Annotated in this window: 1 protein-coding gene and 1 pseudogene; one reads left to right on the plus strand and one right to left on the minus strand. The window is 77.9% G+C overall.

Annotated features, from left to right (window positions below; all coding sequences use genetic code 11):
- Positions 1 to 494 (plus strand): annotated as a pseudogene (locus G3I42_RS19425) (hypothetical protein); the annotation flags it as partial.
- 18 nt (positions 495 to 512) lie between these two features.
- On the opposite strand, the gene G3I42_RS19430 reads toward G3I42_RS19425, so the two are convergent.
- Positions 513 to 1,130 carry a HutD family protein gene (locus tag G3I42_RS19430; RefSeq protein WP_164287645.1) on the minus strand — a complete coding sequence of 206 codons (618 nt, stop codon included), beginning with the start codon at positions 1,128 to 1,130 and terminating at the stop codon, positions 513 to 515.
- Positions 1,131 to 1,327: the final 197 nt, after the last annotated feature.

The following is a 1,327-nucleotide window of genomic DNA, read 5'->3' on the forward strand; positions in this document are numbered from 1 at the left end:
GCCCGCGGCCCCGGCTGCCCGGGGGGCGCCGCCCGTGGGTGCGCGAGACGCTGGAACTCTCGCCCGGCGGTGCGCTCCCGGCCCTCTCGTACGAGCCGGAGGACGAGGCCCTGCGCGTCGGTGAGGCGGGCGTGCTCGCCCCGGTCGCGCCCGTCGCCTGGGAGGCGCACAGCGAGGGGGAACGCGTCCTCGTCCGGTGGTTCCGCGCCCGCGTGGGCGACCCGACGGCCAAGGGCCTCGCGGCGCTCGTCCCGCGCGTGTGGCCCCGCGAGTGGACCTCGGACCTCCTCGCGCTGCTCACGGACCTCACGCTGCACGCCGAACGGGCGGCGCGGTGCGCGGAGTTCGTCGCGGCCGGAGGGCGGGGCGAGCGGATCGGGGCGGCGGAACTGCGGTCGGCCGGAGTGCTCCCCGTACCGCCCGCGGCGCGGCGGCCCGCGACCGTCCTGGAGACGCGCGAAGAGGGCCCGGAGGGGCAGTTCGCGCTGCTGTGAGGGCTCCCCCGGCGCGGCTCAGCGCGCCGGGGCGATCCGGATCTCGGCCACCGTGCCCTCACCGCGCAGCGAGAGGCGCGGCGTCGCGCGGGCGCAGTCGAGGCGGCCGAGCGGCGTCGCGGTGCCCCGCTCGTCGACGACGACGCCCTCGGTGACGGCCAGGACGAGCACGATCTCGTCCGCGGCGCCCGTCACCTCCGTGCCGCCGTCGCCGACGGGCACCATCCGTACGTGTGCCGACGCGTGGCCCCTCCGGGTCATGACGTTCATGTCGCGCACGGCCCCGCCCTCCAGGCGGCAGTCCGTGCGCGCGTCGCCCGGGAAGGCGAAGGGGGTCAGGGGCTCGACGAGGCGGGGCGGGGCGGAGTCCACGGTCAGCACCATGCCGGAGCCCTCGACGAGGGTGATCACGCGGTCGATGCCGGGGAACGCCGAGAAGGGCCCGCCCGCGTCCACGTCCGCGATGCTGACCCGCCAGTCGAACGCGTCCGGGCCGGACGGCTCCGCTCCGGGTCCCCGCTCGCCGCACGCCACGCCCGGCAGCGTGCCCGAGGCGACCTCCCGCGTCGTGCCGCCGCCGTTGCGCCACGGCATCGCGCGGTAGTCGCTCCAGCGCAGCATCCCGGTCTCACTCATCCGCCCTCGCCCTTTCCTCGCGTCCGCCAGGACGGGCCTCGTGCCCGCCGGGACCGCCCTCGTCACCCTATCGGGGCAGGTCACGGTGGTACGGAGGGTGTCGGAAAGGGGTGCAACGGGACTCGGGCGCGCGGGGGTTGCCGCCGGTCCGGCCGGCGGGGAGCGGAGAGCCGCCCCGCGCGCGGCGGAAGACCGCG

The sequence above is a fragment of the Streptomyces sp. SID11385 genome (genome assembly GCF_010548245.1).
Classification (GTDB): domain Bacteria; phylum Actinomycetota; class Actinomycetes; order Streptomycetales; family Streptomycetaceae; genus Streptomyces.

Coding starts and splice junctions, on each gene's coding strand:
- G3I42_RS19430 (WP_164287645.1), bottom strand. CDS start 1,130: ATGAGTGAGACCGGGATGCTGCGCTGGAGCGACTACCGCGCGATGCCG.